General features: G+C 69.3%; 11 protein-coding genes. 7 read left to right on the forward strand and 4 right to left on the reverse strand.

All coding sequences use genetic code 11. The features are described 5' to 3' along the window. Nucleotide 1: 1 nt before the first annotated feature. The 3 genes from PUT80_RS34675 to PUT80_RS34685 all read right to left on the reverse strand — a co-directional run bounded on the left by PUT80_RS34675 (nucleotide 2) and on the right by PUT80_RS34685 (nucleotide 6,609). Entirely contained in the window at nucleotides 2–2,971 is a 2,970-nt protein-coding gene (locus PUT80_RS34675) for a PDZ domain-containing protein (RefSeq protein ID WP_275294659.1), read from the reverse strand. Nucleotides 2,972–3,259: 288 nt separating this feature from the next. After that, the gene (locus tag PUT80_RS34680; RefSeq protein ID WP_275294660.1) at nucleotides 3,260–5,569 is read right to left on the reverse strand and encodes a glycoside hydrolase family 3 N-terminal domain-containing protein; all 2,310 of its coding nucleotides are present in this window, start codon (nucleotides 5,567–5,569) and stop codon (nucleotides 3,260–3,262) included. Next, nucleotides 5,566–6,609, reverse strand: coding sequence for a LacI family DNA-binding transcriptional regulator (locus PUT80_RS34685; RefSeq protein ID WP_275294661.1), 1,044 nt, complete (start codon nucleotides 6,607–6,609; stop codon nucleotides 5,566–5,568). The genes PUT80_RS34680 and PUT80_RS34685 overlap by 4 nt, the downstream gene beginning before the upstream one ends. A gap of 152 nt (nucleotides 6,610–6,761) precedes the next feature. Between PUT80_RS34685 and PUT80_RS34690 the strand changes: the two genes are divergently transcribed. From PUT80_RS34690 to PUT80_RS34720, 7 genes are all read left to right on the forward strand, one after another. Beyond that, on the forward strand, nucleotides 6,762–8,072 hold the full coding sequence (locus PUT80_RS34690) for an extracellular solute-binding protein (protein WP_134663536.1): 1,311 nt from the start codon (nucleotides 6,762–6,764) through the stop codon (nucleotides 8,070–8,072). A 17-nt stretch (nucleotides 8,073–8,089) separates the two neighbouring features. Beyond that, nucleotides 8,090–9,001: a sugar ABC transporter permease gene (locus PUT80_RS34695; RefSeq protein ID WP_275294680.1), complete on the forward strand. Its 912-nt coding sequence runs from the start codon at nucleotides 8,090–8,092 to the stop codon at nucleotides 8,999–9,001. Beyond that, nucleotides 9,001–9,822 carry a carbohydrate ABC transporter permease gene (locus PUT80_RS34700; RefSeq protein ID WP_275294662.1) on the forward strand — a complete coding sequence of 274 codons (822 nt, stop codon included), beginning with the start codon at nucleotides 9,001–9,003 and terminating at the stop codon, nucleotides 9,820–9,822. The genes PUT80_RS34695 and PUT80_RS34700 overlap by 1 nt, the downstream gene beginning before the upstream one ends. 377 nt (nucleotides 9,823–10,199) lie before the next feature. Next, complete coding sequence (locus tag PUT80_RS34705; protein ID WP_106961427.1) at nucleotides 10,200–10,952, forward strand: SDR family oxidoreductase; 753 nt, start codon at nucleotides 10,200–10,202, stop codon at nucleotides 10,950–10,952. Beyond that, nucleotides 10,949–11,722: an SDR family oxidoreductase gene (locus PUT80_RS34710; protein ID WP_275294663.1), complete on the forward strand. Its 774-nt coding sequence runs from the start codon at nucleotides 10,949–10,951 to the stop codon at nucleotides 11,720–11,722. Before PUT80_RS34705 ends, PUT80_RS34710 begins: the two co-directional genes overlap by 4 nt. A gap of 53 nt (nucleotides 11,723–11,775) precedes the next feature. Further along, entirely contained in the window at nucleotides 11,776–13,092 is a 1,317-nt protein-coding gene (locus PUT80_RS34715; RefSeq protein ID WP_275294664.1) for an MFS transporter, read from the forward strand. Nucleotides 13,093–13,289: 197 nt separating this feature from the next. After that, on the forward strand, nucleotides 13,290–14,270 hold the full coding sequence (locus PUT80_RS34720; RefSeq protein ID WP_205669957.1) for a chitinase: 981 nt from the start codon (nucleotides 13,290–13,292) through the stop codon (nucleotides 14,268–14,270). A gap of 677 nt (nucleotides 14,271–14,947) precedes the next feature. Here the strand turns inward: PUT80_RS34720 and PUT80_RS34725 are convergent. Beyond that, nucleotides 14,948–15,499, reverse strand: coding sequence for a GrpB family protein (locus PUT80_RS34725; RefSeq protein ID WP_275294665.1), 552 nt, complete (start codon nucleotides 15,497–15,499; stop codon nucleotides 14,948–14,950). Between the last annotated feature and the right edge of the window lie 50 nt (nucleotides 15,500–15,549).

Genomic DNA, 15,549 nt, shown 5'->3' on the forward strand with positions numbered 1-15,549 from the left:
GCTACGGATGAGTCCGGAAAGCGTCCACAATCAGGTAACTGCCGTTCTTCATCGTGCCGGTAACGGTATGCACCCCCGGCGGCAGACCGGAGACACTCGCGACTGTCGACTGGTACTGCCGGGTCGGCGTGACGAAACTGACCGTCCGATAAGGCGCACCGTCCAAGGCCAGGTCGACGTCGCCCTCGTCGGTGTTGGTTTCGGAGATGATGTCGATCCCGGTGCCGTAGAACGTCAAACTCCACGAATCGCCGACGTTCTGCGTCGCCCAGATATCGTCGAGATACGAGTTCGCGCCGCCCGCGGAACTGCCGCGCCAGAGCCATCCCGTCGACGGGGCACCGGTGTTGGTGTAGACGACGCCGGACGTGTTGTTGAGCAGCTCCGATTCCCGCGTCTTGTCCAGGCGAACGGTGACATCGGCCTGCCCGCGCCGCACGGTCAGCGTGATCGGCGTACCCGGTGCGAGTTTGTTGTAGCTGAGCCAAAAAGTATTGCGATCATCGGTCACCTGAGTGCCGTTGACAGCGGTGATGTCGTCGCCGGTCCGCAGCCCGTTCTGCGCCGCGTAGCTGCCCTGCGGCACCGAGGGCAGGTAGAGGCCGTACGGTTTGGTCAAGCCGAGCGACGACTGGACCGCGAGCGACGGGATGTTGGTGGCGGTGGCGCCCATCAGCATTTCGGGTTGGACGATCATCCCGTTGCTAGGCCCGCCGGAACCGGGGCCGTAAGCGAAGACCGCCTTGGGCGGAAGCGGCCCGCCCGAGGCGCCGAAGCCGGTCATCGGGAAGTTGGCGTACCCGAGGCCGAGCGCGGGCGAATCGGCGGCGACCGTGAAATCGTAGCTGCCGAGCGGGTCGGCCGCGGCGAACTTCGGGTCGGCGACGAGCGAATGCGGGTCCATGCCGGCGCGGACCCAAGCCGACTGGGGGTTGATCGTGGCGCCGTCCGCGGAGAGTGCTTCGTTGCCGCTGCCGTCGGGATTGACGTAGACCGGGTAGCTGTCGTTCCAGAAGAGGTTGCGGTCGACGCCGTACTTGGCGGTGGACGGATTGTTCAGCACGTTGTTGTACGCCTGCGGTCCGAGCGTGATGTTGTGCTCGATGACGTCGCCGCAGTCGGAGTGGCTGACCTGTTCGTAGACCGAACCGTCCACGAGCAGGTTGTTCCGCACGGTGCGCTCGTAGCCGTCGCGCAGTTTGATTCCGCCCTTGAGGACGAGATTGTCCAGCAGGCGGAAGTTGGACGATCCGTCGTCGAGGTCGATGGCCCAGTCCCCGGCGTGCCAGAACCGGTTGTGCTGGATGGTGATCGGCTGGACGACGTCCAGCTTCATCAGGCTCCGGGCCTGGGCGTCGGTCAGCGCGGTGCCGGTGGATCCTTCGTAACTCGTGCCCGGCGCGAGGGTGTTGTTGCCGGAGCTGGCCCACAACCGGCCGCGGCCCCACACGTTGACGGACCCGTTGTCCCCGGTTTCCTCGACGCAGTTGAAGAGATCGTTGTTCTTGATGTCGTGTCCGCCCCACGTGCCGTCCTCGATGTTGAGGCACGCGCGCGGGCTGCCGGAAACGGTGTTTCCGTCGACCGTCACGTCCGCGCTCATGGAAATGTTGACGCCGGAGGACTGCTTCTCGAACCGGCCCATGTTCTGCATGAGGTTGTTCCGCACGACGATGTCGCGGGGATAGTCGTCGGTCTTCGGCCCCGGCGCGGTGTCGGTGACCGCGACGTTGTCGTAGTAGTTGCCGGAGTAGTCCCGCACCGCGCTCGGCGAGCCGACGATCTGGACGTCCGTGGCGCCGTCGGAGGCGAACTTGTTGTCGCTGATCGTGTTGTGTTTGTTGTAGCTGTCGAGGAAGACGCCGTTGCCGCCGAGCTGGTCGAAGAACGACCCGGTGACTGAGATGTCAGCGGCGTTCTTCAGAGATACCGCGCCCTTGCGGACCACCGCCCAGTCGCCCTTCGCGTCGGCCTCGAAGGGGCTGTCGAAGAGCGTGCGGTGAGTCGCGGTGAAGTGCAGTCCGCGCAGCGTGATGTCGTGGACGGGGTCGGCGGCCGAGGTCCCGGCGAGGGTGATCAGCTGATCCTGCTCGGCGGTTTCGACCGTCGCGGCGGAAAGATCGGTCCCCTCCGGCGGGTAGTAGAGCAGCTGGCCGCTCGCCCGGTCGTAGAACCACTCGCCGGGCGCGTCGAGTTCCTCCTTGACGTTCTCGGCCATCGCGGGCCCGATCCGGCCGGGCCCGTTGCCCTTCGTCAGCCCGCAGTCCTGCGGCCGGTTGTTGTCGCCGACGTAGTGCAGAGCGAGCCCGTCGCCGGTACGTCCGCTGACGGTGAACGAGACGGATCCCCAGTCTCCGCAGTGCATCGCGCGCACCAGCGCGGTCGACGGGTCCGCCCACTTCGCCGATTCCCGTTGGAGGTCGGCCAGCGAGGTCGAGCCCTGCAGCCGGGCCGCGCTGGCGTCGTAGTTCGGGTAACGGGCCAGGATCTGGCGCTGGCCGTCGACGAACAGGCCGTCGAAGTCCAGCCCGGCCGGGAGGGCCGCGGCCATGATCTTGCTGCCGGGCGCGGCGGGCTGCCAGGCCGGACGCAACGGCCGGCCGCCGCTGATCGTCACGGCGGCGTCGGTCGCGGGTTGCCACGTCACGGTGTGGCCGTTGCGCCCGGAGTCCTGCGGACCCAAGGCCAGCGGAGCGGAGAGGTAGTAGGAGCCGCCGGCGAGCTTGACCACGATGTCGCGGTGGTTGCCGACGCCGGTGCCGAGAAGATGCCGGACCCGTTGCTGTGCCTGCGAAAGCGAACAGGGACGCGGCTGGGTGCAAGGGTTTCCGGGCGGTGCGTCGACGCCGGGAGCGGCATAGACGGTCATCGGCGGCGGCCCGCTCGCGGCAGCTGGCGGGCCGAGGGCGAGCGTTCCGCCAAACCCGGCGACGGCGGACAGGACGATGCTCAGCAGGCGGCGGTTGGCCATTCAGGTCCTCCTTGACCAGGCATCGGACGTTCTGTACGCCAGGACATCCGATGTCTAGGAGACTATGCAGGAGGGCGTATCGGTCGTCAAGGAGCTCTCCGGGTGGTGTCCGGAGGTGCCTAACTGGCTTTGCAGCACGGATGCGTGCCTGATCGGCGAGGTTGCCGGGGGAAGGTGCTAGGCGGACGACGGCGGGGTTTACATCTGATCTTTGGGCTGTGTACTGAAGCTTTTCCCGAAGCTGACCCGGTGCGGGCCCGGATTTTCGCGCTGCCCGGCGCGCTGCGGTCACCCAGGAAGCGGCGTGATCGACACCGGCGTGACCAAGACGCGGTCGTGGCCCGCTTCGCGGACCGGGCCGGTGAGTTCGAACCGGCCGGTGCAGGGCAGGTCGCCCGCGGACGGGCCGGCTAGGACCTCGATCGTTCCGGGCTCCACGATCCGGCGCAGGTCGAGTCCGGTGAAGCTGGTGCGGTCGGCGTGCAGCGCGAACGTGACCCTGGCGGCGCGGCCCGCCTCGAGCGGCACCCGGGCGAAGCCGGCGAGCTGCCGGACGGGGCGGGTGACCTGGGCGTGCACGTCGTTCAGGTACAGCTGCACGATTTCGTCCGCCGCGCGCTCGCCGGTGTTGCGGACGGTGACCGAAATGGACAGTTCGCCGTCGGTGGGGATCTCGGACGCGCTCAGCCGCAGGTCCGAGTAGGCGAACGTGGTGTAGGACAGGCCATGGCCGAACGGGAACAGCGGGGTCGGGTCGAGGTTGCTGATGCCCGCGCTGTCGCGGCCCAGCGGCGGAGCCAGGTAGGTGCCGGGCGAGCCGCCGGGCACGCGGGGGACCTGCACCGGCAGTTTCCCGGACGGGGCGGTCCGGCCGGACAGGATCCCGGCAACGGCGCCGCCGCCCTCCTCGCCCGGCAGGAACGCCTGGACCAGAGCGGCGGCGCGGCCGGCGTGGCGGCCGAGGGCGTACGGACGGCCGGACACCACCACGACCACGACCGGGGTGCCGGTCGCCAGGAGCGCGTCGAGGAGTTCGTCCTGGACGCCGGGGAGGCTCAGGTCGGGGGCGTCGCAGCCCTCGCCTGAGGTGCCGAGGCCGAACATGCCCGCCCGGTCGCCCACGACGGCGACGCACACATCGGCGGCTTCCGCGGCGCTCGCCGCGGCGGCGATGCCGGAGCGGTCCTCGTCGAGGATCGGGCAGCCTTGGCGCAGGGCGATCTCGGCCGCGGGCAGTTCGAGCCGCAGCGCATCGGCCAGGGACGGAACGCTTACGCCGAGGCCGAATTCCGGGTGACGCGGCAGGACGTGGTTGGGGTAGGAGTAGCAGCCGAGGAAGACCAGCGGGTCGTCGGCGCACGGCCCGACGAGGGCGATTTTCCCGGCGGCCCTGGCGGACAGCGGAAGCGTGCCGTCGTTGGCGAGCAGCACGACGGACTTCTCGGCGATTTCCCGGGCGAGGGCTCGATTCCGCGGTGAATCCAGATCGACCGGCTCGGCCCGCGGCGCCCAGTCCGCGTCGAGCAGGCCCAGCTCGGCCTTCTGCCGCAGGAGCCGGCTCGCGGCCCGGTCGACGAGCGCCTCGGGGACCTCCCCGGAACGGACCAGCTCGGTCAGTTCCTTGCTGTAGCACAGGGTGTCCGGCAGTTCGACGTCGATTCCGGCGGCCAGCGCGAGCGCGCCCGCCGCACCCGCGCTGGCGGCCACGCGGTGCATGCTCTTGAGGAACGCGATCGCCCAGTAGTCGGAGACGACGACTCCGTCGAAACCCCATTCCTCGCGCAGAATCGTGGTGAGCAGCGCTTCGCTGGCCGCGGCGGGTACGCCGTCGAGGTCGCTGTAGGAGTTCATGACCGAGCGGGCCCCGCCGTCGCGCACCGCCATCTCGAACGGCGGCAGGACGACGTCGCGCAGCTCGCGCGGCCCGATCGAAACCGGCGCGTGGTTGCGTGCCGCCCGGGACGCGGAGTAGCCGGCGAAATGCTTCAGCGTCGCGATGATCCCGGCCTTCTCCAGGCCGCGGACGTAAGCGGTGCCCAGCATGCTGACGAGGTACGGGTCTTCGCCGAGGGTTTCCTCGGTGCGGCCCCAACGGTAGTCGCGCACGACGTCGAGCACGGGCGAAAGCCCTTGATGCACGCCGACCGCGCGCATGTCTTCCGCGATGGCCGTGGCCATCCGCTCGACGAGACCGGGATCGAAGGTCGCTGCCCAGGCGAGCGCGGTGGGGTAGACCGTGGCGCCGAGGGTCGTGAAGCCGGTGAGGCACTCTTCGTGCACGATCGCCGGGATGCCGAGCCGGGTCTCGGAGACGATTTCGCGCTGCAGCGCGGTGATCCGGGCGACGCCGTCGGCCGCGCTCACCGGCGCCGTGCCGAACGGGCGGGTGAGGTGCCCGATCCCGTCCGCGCGCACCTGTTCGAACGGGACCTCGCCGCGGGCGAAAACGTCCTGCATGGGGGCGACGTTCCCGCTGATCTCCTGATTGCCGGGCCACGCGCTGCCCAACTGGGCGACCTTCTCCTCGAGCGTCATCCCGGCCAGCAGCGCGTCCGCGCGTTCGGCGGGGGAGAGGGTCCGGTCGTGCCAGCGGCTCATCGTGCTCCTCGGTCGGCTGCGGGGGCGGTCGACTCGCGCACGACGAGATGGGTCGCGAGTTCGACGTGGTGGGAATCGAGCGTCTGCCCGGAAATCAGCTTGAGCAGGGTGCGCAGCGCGACCCGGCCCATGTCGTGCAGCGGCTGCCGGATCACGGTCAGCGGCGGGGTGGCGAGGCCGGCGAGCATGGTGTCGTCGAAGCCGACGACGCTCAGGTCCTGCGGCACCCGCAATCCCCGCCGCCGGGCGGCTTCCAGCACGCCGAGCGCGGTGGCGTCGCTGGCGGCGAACACCGCGGTCGGCGGATTTTCCATGGCCAGCAAGCGGTTTCCGATCTCCAGTCCGGCCGGGTGGCCGAAGTCGCCGTGGCACACCAGTTCCGGGTCGAAGGCGACGCCCGCGTTGTCGAGGGCGGCGCGGTACCCGTGCAGCCGGGCCTGGCTGCAGGAGGCTCCGACCGGCCCGCCGGCGAACGCGACGCGCCGGTGCCCGAGGCTCAGCAGGTGCTCCGCGGCGGCGATCCCGCCGGACCAGTTCGTCGCCCCGACGCTGGCGACCTCGGTCCTCGGCAGGTTGATCGGGTCGATGACCACCAGCGGCAGCCCGGCGCGTTCGAAGCTTTCGACCTGGGCGAGCGAGAGTTCGGAGGTCACGACGATCAGCCCGGCCCGGCCGTTGCCCTTGAGCCGGTGCGTCCACTGGTCCTCGGGGCTGAGCGGGCCGCCGGGCACCGCTTCGGGCATCCGGCTCACCACCACGTCGGTGCCGAGTTCGGTGCCCGCGGCGGTCACCCCGCGCAGCACTTCGAGCGCGTACGGGCTGACGAGATCGTCGAACACGACGTCGACGATCCGGGTCGCGGGGGCGTTCCGGCTCCCGCTGCGCGGCACGTATCCGGCCTCCCGCAACGCTTGTTCCACTCGGGCGCGGGTGCGCGCGGCCACGTCGGACCGCCCGTTGAGCACCTTCGAGACGGTCGGCAGCGAGACGCCGGCGGCTTCGGCGACCGCCGCGAGCCTCGCGCCAGTGCGGGACGGCATCAGGCTCCCTCTTTTCGAAATGTTTCGAACCATGATTGTTGGCTATGAAAAGGGAATTTAGCACTTGACTGGCCCGAATCACTACCCTAGATTTCGGCCAGCCTACGAGAAGTTTTCGAAACTTTTCGAACCTTCGGAGCGGAAGGTGCATCATGAAACTGGGTACTCGCCGGACGGTCCGCGGGACGCGGACGACGCTCGCGGCGACCGGGTTCGCGGCTCTGCTGGCGTTGACCGCGGCGTGCGGCACGAGCGGGCCCACGGCCGCGGCCGGCGGGAAAGCGACGGCATGGGCGTTGACCGGCGGCGACGAGCAGGTGTTCCGCGCTTCGTTCGCCAGCGGCGGCGTCGAGGGCCAGTTCTTCGGCAACGACGCGTACAAGCAGAAGATCCGCTCGGCCGTCGGCGCCGACCAGGCGCCCACCCTGGTGTTCAGCTGGGGCAACGGCGGGATGCTGAAATCCTGGGTCGCGGCCGGGAAAATCATGGATCTGACCCCGGAGGTGCGGAAGGACCCCGCGCTGACCGGCCGGTTCCTGCCCTCGGTGGCGAAAACCGGGGTGCTGGACGGAAAGACCTACGCCGTGCCGAACAACAGCATGCAGCCGGTTTTCCTGTTCTACAACAAGGATCTCTTCGCCCGGGTGGGCGCGCAGCCGCCGAAGACCTGGGACGAGCTGATGGCGCTCGTCCCGAAGTTCGCCGCCGCCGGGATCGCTCCGTTCTCCCTCGGCGGGCAAAGCAAATGGCCGCAGCTGATGTGGGAGGAGTACCTGGTCGACCGGATCGGCGGGCCGGGCGTCTTCGCCGCGATCGCCGCGAACAAGCCGGGCGCCTGGTCCGATCCCGCGATCCTGGACGCGAACCGCAAGATCCAGCAGCTCGTCGACGCGGGCGGGTTCGCCAAGGGGTTCAATTCGATCAGCACCGACAGCAACGCGGACCTCGCCCTGCTCTACACCGGCAAGGCGGCGATGTACCTGATGGGTTCGTGGGCGTTCCCCACGATCAAGGAAGCCGACCCCGGTTTCGCCGCGGGCAAACTCGGCTACGTCGGCTTCCCGGTCGTGCCGGGAGGGAAGGGCGATCCGGCGGACATCGTCGGGAACCCGGCGAACTTCTGGTCGGTGTCCGCGCACGCCTCCGACGCGCAGAAACAGGCGGCGGTGAAATACCTGCGCGAGGGCGTCATGAACGATGCCTACGTCGACGCGCTGCTCGCCGGGGGCGCGGTGCCGCCGGTCAACGGGATCGAGGCCAAACTGGCCAAGGCGCCGGACCCGGCGTATCTGTCCTATGTGTACGGACTGGCGCGGAACGCGCCGAATTTCCAGCTCTCCTGGGACCAGGCCCTTTCCCCCGGACAAGCGGACGCGCTGCTGAACAACCTGGACCAGCTGTTCCTCAAGCAGATCACGCCCGAGCAGTTCTCGGCGAACATGAACGCGACGGTCGGGAAGTGACGGTGTCCGCTGCCCTCGTGCGGGAGCGGTCCGGGAAGCGGCCGCGGTCCGCCGCGACGCCCGGCCGCGCCGGACCGCATCCGCTGACGGCCGTTCCCGCGCTGGCGTTCTTCTCGATCTTCGCGCTGCTCCCGCTCGGCGGGGTGGCGGTGCTCAGCCTGATGAAGTGGGACGGGATCGCCGACCCCGTCTGGACCGGGCTGGGCAACTGGACGGCGACGCTAAGCGACCCGGCTACTTATCACGCGCTCTGGCTCAGCGTGCAGGTGATGGCGGCGAGCTGGTTGTTCCAGACGCCGGTCTCGCTTCTGCTGGGCGTGCTGACCGCGGGCCGCGGCCGGTACCGCGCGGTGCTGGGCGTGCTGTATTTCCTTCCGCTGCTGCTGTCCTCGGCCGCGATCGCGATCGCGTTCAAGGCCCTGCTCGACCCGAACTTCGGGATGAGCCGTGCTTTCGGGGCCGACTGGCTCTCCCAGGACTGGCTCGGCGAGCCGACACTGGCTCTGTACGTGGTGATCTTCGTGATCGGCTGGCAGTTCATGCCGTTCCACACGCTGCTCTACCAAGCGGGCGTGCGGCAGATCCCTGCGCAGCTTTACGAAGCCGCGCAGATCGACGGCGCGGGCCCGGTCCGGCAGTTCTTCCACATCACCCTGCCGCAGCTGCGCTACACGATCGTCACCTCCTCGACGCTGATGCTGGTCGGCTCGCTGACCTATTTCGACCTGGTCTTCGTGCTCACCGGCGGCGGCCCGGGCAACGCCACCCGGTTCCTGCCGCTGGACATGTACCTCAACGGTTTCTCCAACAACGACATGGGCCGCGCGAGCACTCTGGCCGTACTGCTCGTCGTCGCCGGGCTGGCGCTGTCGCTCGGCCTCTCCCGGTTCGCCCGCTTCTCCCGCGGCAGCCAGCAGGACGGTGTGTGATGGCCAGGAGCAGGCCCAACGTGCTCGGCGGGCTCGCCGGATTCGCCTGGCTGTTCGTCGTTCTCGTGCCCGTGTACTACATCGTCGTGACGAGCCTGCGCGGCCAGAGCGGGTTCTTCGGGGCCAACCCGTTGTCGCTGCCCGCCGATCCCACGTTCGAGAACTACCGGCTGGTCCTGGACAACGGCTTCCTGCGCTACCTGATCAACAGTGCGGTCGTCACGGCAGGCACTGTGGTTATCACCGTCGCAGTATCGCTTCTAGCGGCCTACTACATCGTGCGCGGCCGGACCCGGTTCTCCGCGACCACGTACAAGATTTTCCTGCTAGGCCTGGCGATCCCGCTGCAGGCGACGATCATCCCGATCTATTACCTGATCACGCGCGCGCACCTCTACGACACTCTGCTCGCGGTCGTGCTGCCCTCGGTCGCCTTTGCGATTCCGCTCTCGGTGGTCGTCCTGGCCAATTTCCTGCGCGACGTGCCGAACGAGCTGTTCGAATCGATGCGCGTGGACGGCGCCGGGCACGGGCGGATGCTCATCAGCCTGGTGCTGCCGATGGTCAAACCCGCGATGGTCACCGTCGCGGTGTACGACGGCCTCAACGTGTGGAACGGATTCCTCTTCCCGCTCATCCTCACCCAGAGCGCCGACCAGCGCGTGCTTCCCATGGCGCTGTGGGCTTTCCAAGGCCAGTTCCGGGTCAACATCCCCGCGGTCCTCGCCGCGGTCGTCCTTTCCACCCTGCCGGTCCTCGCGCTGTACATCCTCGGCCGGCGCTACCTCGTCACCGGTCTTACCGCGGGTTTCGGCAAGTAATCCTTCGCCCGGACTTCCCGGCCAGGCGAACGCACAGGGTCGCGACGGCGGTCACTGTCTGTGGTCGCTATGCGGTTCGAGGTTGCGCGAGGGGCCAGCGCTGAGTCCGTCGGGGGCAGATCTGCTTCACTCAGCCGACGCGCCAGCAGTCAACGACATCTGTGTTTCGCTGTCCCTGGCATGTCGCCAGAACTGCAGGCGGGCGTGTTGTCGAGCGCCGCTGGTCGGTGAATACGCAGGGTCCGGACGGCAGTGACCCGCCGCGTTGTGACGGCCGAGGCGACGGTCCAGGGTTGCGTAAGCGAGCCTCGCCGTTATCCTGCGACTAAGCGGTCGCTTAGCGGTGGCTGTCCAGCGGCGGACAAGGAGACGGTGTGGTGGAGTCGTTCAAGGATCGCGTTGCCCTGGTCACCGGGGCCAGCCGGGGGATCGGGCTGGCTATCGCGCAGGGGCTGGTCGAGCGCGGGGCGAAGGTGTGCATCACCGCGCGCAAGCCGGAGCCGCTCGCGGAGGCCGTCGAGAAGCTCGGCGGGCCCGAGGTCGCGATCGCGGTGCCCGGCAAGGCCGACGACGCCGCGCATCAGCAGGAGGCGGTCGCCGCCGCGGTCGAGAAGTTCGGCAGTCTCGACATGCTGGTCAACAACACCGGCATCAACCCGGTCTACGGTCCCACGCTGGACGTCGACCCGGCCGCCGCGAGCAAGATCTTCGCGGTCAACGTCGTGGCGCCGCTGTCGTGGATCCGCGTCGCGCGGGACGCGTGGATGGGCGAGCACGGCGGCGCGGTGGTCAACGTCGCCTCGATCGCGGGCATCCGCACCTCGCCGGGCATCGGCATGTACGGCGTCAGCAAGGCCGCGCTGATCCGGCTCACCCAGGAACTCGGCGCCGAACTCGGCCCGAAGATCCGGGTCAACGCGGTGGCTCCGGCGGTGGTCAAGACGCAGTTCGCGACCGCGCTGTACGAGGGGCGCGAGGAAGAAGTCGCCGCGGCGTATCCGATGAAGCGGCTCGGGGTGCCGGAGGACATCGCGGGCGCGGTGGCGTTCCTGCTGTCCGGCGAGGCGGGCTGGATGACCGGGCAGACGGTCGTGCTCGACGGCGGCGTGACGCTCGGCGGCGGTCTGTGAGCGCCGGAGTCGTCATCACCGGCGGTGGTGGCGGGATCGGGGCGGCACTGGCGCGGCGGTTCGCGGCGGACGGGGCTCGCATCGTGGTCGCGGACCTCGACGGGGACCGCGCCGCCGAGGTCGCGGCGGAGGTGGGCGGCACGTCGTTCGCCGGTGACGTCGCCAGCGAATCCGGTGTGGCCGACCTGATCGACACCGCCCGCGAAACGCTCGGTGAGATCGACGTTTTCTGTGCCAACGCCGGGGTCGCGCCGTTCGGTGACGCCCACGCGGACGAAGACGCGTGGTCGCTGGCGTGGGACGTGAACGTGATGGCGCACGTCCGCGCGGCCCGGTTGTTGCTGCCGGCGTGGCTGGAGCGCGGCGAGGGGCGGTTCGTCGCGACGGTGTCCGCGGCGGGCGTGCTCACGAGCCTTGGCTCGGCTCCGTATTCGGTGACCAAGCACGGCGCGCTGGCGTTCGCGGAATGGCTGTCGGCCACCTACCGGCACCGCGGCATCACCGTGCAGGCGATCTGCCCGCAGGGCGTGCGCACCGCGATGCTCGAGGAGACCGGCGAACGCGGCAAACTGCTGATGGGCGCCAGCGCGATCGACCCGCCGCAGGTGGCCGACGCGTTGTTCGCCGCGATGGCCGAGAACCGGTTCCTGGTGCTGCCGCACGCCGAGGTCGCGGACTTCTATGCCTTGCGCGCCACCGAAACCGACCGCTGGCTCGGCGGGATGAACAAGCTGCAGCGGAAAATGGAGGAGCTGCCCGGCGAAGCGTGACCCGATATTCTCCCGGGGCAGCACCGAGCCGCAGGGGAGAACAGGGAGCCGGAATGACCGCACCCGCGCGCACCGACATGTCGCGCATCGCCACCGCCAGTTTCATCGGCACCGCCATCGAGTTCTACGATTTCTACATCTACGGGACCGCGGCGGCGCTGGTGTTCGGGAAGGTCTTTTTCCCGACGTTTTCCTCGACCGCCGGGGTGCTGGCCTCGCTCGGCACCTTCGCGGTGGGATTCGTCGCGCGCCCGGTCGGCGCGATCCTTTTCGGACACTGGGGCGACCGGATCGGCCGCAAGTCCATGCTGGTCACGTCCTTGCTGGTGATGGGACTGTCCACAGTGGCCGTCGGGCTGGTGCCGGACTACGGCACGCTCGGCATCTGGTCGCCGGTCCTGCTGGTGGTGCTGCGCTTCGTGCAGGGCATCGGCCTCGGCGGCGAATGGGGCGGCGCGGTGCTGATGTCAACCGAATACGCACCACCGGGCAAACGCGGCCTGTACTCGGCTTTCCCGCAGCTCGGCCCCGCCATCGGATTCGTGCTGGGCAACCTGCTGTTCCTGCTGCTGGACGCGGTGCTCCCGCCCGCCGAGTTCCTGTCCTGGGGCTGGCGGCTGCCGTTCCTGTTCTCCGCGGTGCTGCTGGCGGTCGGGTTCTATATCCGGATCAAGATCGCCGAGACGCCGGTTTTCCAGGCCGCGTTGGACAAGGCCGAACAGGCGAAAGTCCCGCTCTTCGAACTACTGCGGAAACAGCCGCGGGTTTTGGTGCTGTCGACGTTGTCTTTCGTGCTCGCGCACGCGCTTTTCTATACTGTCACCACATTCTGTCTTTCGATGGCGACGACCACGCTCGGCATCCCGCGCACCACTGTCCTGATCAGCCTGCTCATCGCCGCCACCGTGATGGGCGTGGCGACGCTGGTGTTCGCGATGAAGTCCGATCAATGGGGCCGCAGGCGGCTGAGCGCGGCGGCCGCGGTTTCCGTTGTAGTGTGGGCGTTTCCGCTCTTTGCCTTGCTGCAGACGGGAAACCCGGTGCTGCTGACGCTCGGGTTCGTCGGCGGCCTGGCGTGTTTCGCGATGCTGTACGGGCCGATGGGCGCGTTCCTGCCGGAGCTGTTCCGGGTGCGGTACCGGTATTCCGGCGCTTCGATCGCGTACAGCGTCGCGGGCGTGATCGGCGGCGGGATCGTGCCGCTGATCTCGACCGATCTGTGGGCGTCGACCGGCTCGACGGTGCCGGTCGCCCTGGTGCTGGTCGTGCTCGGGGTGCTCAGCTTCCTGTGCGTGCTGGCCCTGCCGGAGACCCGCGACCACGACTTCTCCGACGGGCTCGGCGAGGGGACCGCCGCCGGCCGCCCCTGACTTTCGGCCCCACCCGGCCGGGGGAAAACCGGCCGGGCGCGGTGTTTCCGGTCCGGTGCGCCGTTCGGGCTGCGGCTCTTGACACGCCGATTTGGTCTAGTCCAGTGTGTGACGGCACCCTTCCGGGTGCACTCCTCCCGGGTTGATCCCGCCGCCTCAAACCGGAGGTGTTCCGTGGTGCTCGTGGGAGGAACACGATGAAATCAGTGCGTCGGCTGGCCGCGCTCGCGGCGGCGGCAGGGGCGGCTCTCGCGACCGCGGCCGGGGTGGCCACGGCCGCGCCCGCGTCCGCTCCGCAGGTGGCGGCCGCTCCGGACCCGGTGCTCGCTTCGCCGTACCTGTACCAGTGGGCGGGGCAGACCAGCGCGTCGGCGGCGATGTCCGCGACCGGGATCAAGACGTTCACGCTCGCGTTCATGCTGTCGGACGGCTCGTGCAACCCGAAGTGGGACGGCGACCGTTCGCTGACCGGTTCGGACAAGACCCTGATCAAGTCCATCCGCGACGCGGGCGGCGACGTCATCCCGTCCTTCGGCGGCTGGTCCGGCACGAAACTCGGCGCGAAGTGCTCGTCGGCCTCGGCGTTGGCGGGGGCGTACCAGAAGGTGATCGACGCGTACGGCCTGAAGGCGATCGACCTCGACATCGAGAACACCGACGAGTTCGAGAACGCGACGGTGCAGGACCGGATCCTGAACGCGGTCAAGATCACCAAGCAGAAGAACCCCGGCGTGCGCGTCGTGATCACGATCGGCACCGAAACGTCCGGCCCGAACGACTGGGGCAAGCGGTTGATCAAGCAGGCGAAGGCGATCGGCGCGCCGGTGGACGTGTGGTCGGTGATGCCGTTCGACTTCTCTAGCGGCGGCGACATGGCGGGCAAGACGAAGTCCGCGGTGGACGGTCTCGTGGGGCAGCTGAAGTCGACGTTCGGCTGGGACAGCGCCACGGCGTACCGGCACGCGGGCCTCTCGTCGATGAACGGCAAGACGGACAACCCCGGCGAGGTCGTCTCGGTGTCGGACTTCACCGCGATCCGCGACTACGCCTCCAGCCACCACCTCGGCCGGTTCACCTTCTGGGCCACCAACCGGGACTGCTCGGGCGGCGGGGAGTGCAGCGGAATCTCGCAGCCGAAGTACGCGTTCACGAAGATCGTGGCCGGGTACCACGGCTGAGCTGGTCCAGGCCGGTGACGAGGCCGCCGTTCCGAGGGGTGCGGCCTCGTCGCCACCTGCTCCGCGACCGGGTGGGCTCGGTGGGGTTCGGAGCGGCCGGGCGATGCCGGGGAGCCGCATCCGGTCGGGCGGACTGGCTGGGCTGAGTTCTGGCGCAGGGGGACAGAGGTCAGGCTGAGCCGAGGTTGCGGCCGCGGCGGGTCCGGGATGGGCTCGGGACGGAACGGTGCGAAGAGGGCGGTCTGGACAGATGCGCCGCGGCAGCCCGGAGAGGTTAGCGCGGGCCGGGGTGATTGCCGCGGTTGCTGGAGTGTGTCGTCTGGCGGCTGCGATTCGCGGGGGTTGCGGAGGGCGCGGTGGTGAGCGCGCGATGTGGCGGCCGCGATTTTGCGCAGGTGGTGCTGGGGCGGGGTGAACGCGGTGGCGTGGTGCGGCGGCTGCGATTCGCGGGGGCTGCCGACGGCGCAGGGGCGGGCAGAGCGAGCGCGGTGCGGCGGCTGCGACCCACAGGAGTCGCGGAGGGCGCAGGGCGCGGCGGGATGATCGCCGGAGCACCCTCGACCGCAGAGGGCTCGGCGCAGAGGAGCTCGGCGCAGAGGTCGGCACGGTCGCGCGGTGGGGGCGCGACCGTTCCGGGCTCGAACAGCGAGACTCGCACGAGCCACAGCAGACAGCCCTCAACCGCCCAGAACCCGCAGGACGAACTCCGTCTTCCCCGCCGTATACACCTCCCGGTCAGCCACCTCCCCGGCAAGCCGTCGCTTCACCTCGGCGTACTCCTCGGCCAACCCGGGATCCGCCCGCAGCGCGTCCCGGAAACGGAGTTGTGCCTGCCACCGTGGATGTCCCTCCGGCAGCAGGTGCAGATGCGCCACCCGACGCCGCCCCTCCGCATCGGGCAGCACGAAGAACCGTCGCCACGGTGCCGCGACGTCCAGTTCCGGCGGTACGAAGCACCAGCCCTCAGCGGAAAGCACCGGCACTACCGCCGAGACCGTCTCCGCGGACAGGTCCCGCATCGGGGCCATCACGTCGAGCACCGGTTTGGCCGCCAAACCGGGCACCGCTGTCGAGCCGACGTGCTCCACCTGCCCGGGAGCTAGCCACGGCGCGAGCAGCCGCGCGATCTCAGCGCACAGCGCGGTGCCCCGTGAAGCCCACGTCGGATCCGGGGGATGGATTTCGGGTCGTTCGTAGGCCCAGGCCGGAGCATGGGACGGGTCATCCATGCCGGGCCGCAAGGGCGGCCGGGGTTTCGTCCATGCCGATCACGGTAACC

The sequence above is a fragment of the Amycolatopsis sp. La24 genome (assembly GCF_029087445.1).
Taxonomy (GTDB): Bacteria; Actinomycetota; Actinomycetes; order Mycobacteriales; family Pseudonocardiaceae; genus Amycolatopsis; species Amycolatopsis nivea.

Bases quoted from the DNA above. Each gene is read 5' to 3' on its own strand.
- PUT80_RS34690 (WP_134663536.1), top strand. From the start codon at position 6,762: ATGAAACTGGGTACTCGCCGGACGGTCCGCGGGACGCGGACGACGCTC.
- PUT80_RS34675 (WP_275294659.1), bottom strand. From the start codon at position 2,971: ATGGCCAACCGCCGCCTGCTGAGCATCGTCCTGTCCGCCGTCGCCGGG.
- PUT80_RS34720 (WP_205669957.1), top strand. From the start codon at position 13,290: ATGAAATCAGTGCGTCGGCTGGCCGCGCTCGCGGCGGCGGCAGGGGCG.
- PUT80_RS34725 (WP_275294665.1), bottom strand. From the start codon at position 15,499: ATGGATGACCCGTCCCATGCTCCGGCCTGGGCCTACGAACGACCCGAA.
- PUT80_RS34700 (WP_275294662.1), top strand. From the start codon at position 9,001: ATGGCCAGGAGCAGGCCCAACGTGCTCGGCGGGCTCGCCGGATTCGCC.
- PUT80_RS34680 (WP_275294660.1), bottom strand. From the start codon at position 5,569: ATGAGCCGCTGGCACGACCGGACCCTCTCCCCCGCCGAACGCGCGGAC.
- PUT80_RS34685 (WP_275294661.1), bottom strand. From the start codon at position 6,609: ATGCCGTCCCGCACTGGCGCGAGGCTCGCGGCGGTCGCCGAAGCCGCC.
- PUT80_RS34715 (WP_275294664.1), top strand. From the start codon at position 11,776: ATGACCGCACCCGCGCGCACCGACATGTCGCGCATCGCCACCGCCAGT.